The organism is Bartonella taylorii 8TBB, from assembly GCF_902825155.1.
Classification (GTDB): Bacteria; Pseudomonadota; Alphaproteobacteria; order Rhizobiales; family Rhizobiaceae; genus Bartonella; species Bartonella taylorii_A.
Map to the genome: position 1 here is coordinate 1 of NZ_CADEAG010000201.1, position 395 is coordinate 395.

Annotated in this window: 1 protein-coding gene; it reads right to left on the reverse strand. The window is 40.3% G+C overall.

The genetic code is table 11. The features are described 5' to 3' along the window. Window positions 1-395, reverse strand: a 395-nt coding sequence (locus J7R13_RS09295) for a hypothetical protein (protein WP_208438349.1), incomplete at both ends; no start/stop codon positions are given.

The following is a 395-nucleotide window of genomic DNA, read 5'->3' on the forward strand; positions in this document are numbered from 1 at the left end:
TCCTGTGTGCCTTTAATTGTTGATTGCACGCGATCAGCATGATTCAAAATGGCTATACGTTCATTGCTTAATTCTTTGATTAATGTATGAATACGCGATTCATTTTCAGCATAGGCTTGTTCCAGATTATGAACTTCACCTTGTATGATAGCTTCAAGTTCAACAGCACGTCCAAGGGTACGTTCAATTCCCTCGTTCATTGCTGCTACTTCTTCACGAATGGTTTGCCCTATAGCGATAGCTTGTTTTTCAGATATATGTTGTGGTTCACTGAGGCGCTGTGCAGCATTTGTCATAAGAAGAGCTATATTATGCAATTCGTTTGAACGTTTTGTTAATTGAGCGAATCCCCAAGATATAAGGATAGGGATTGCTGTTCCTGCTGCTACAGCTAG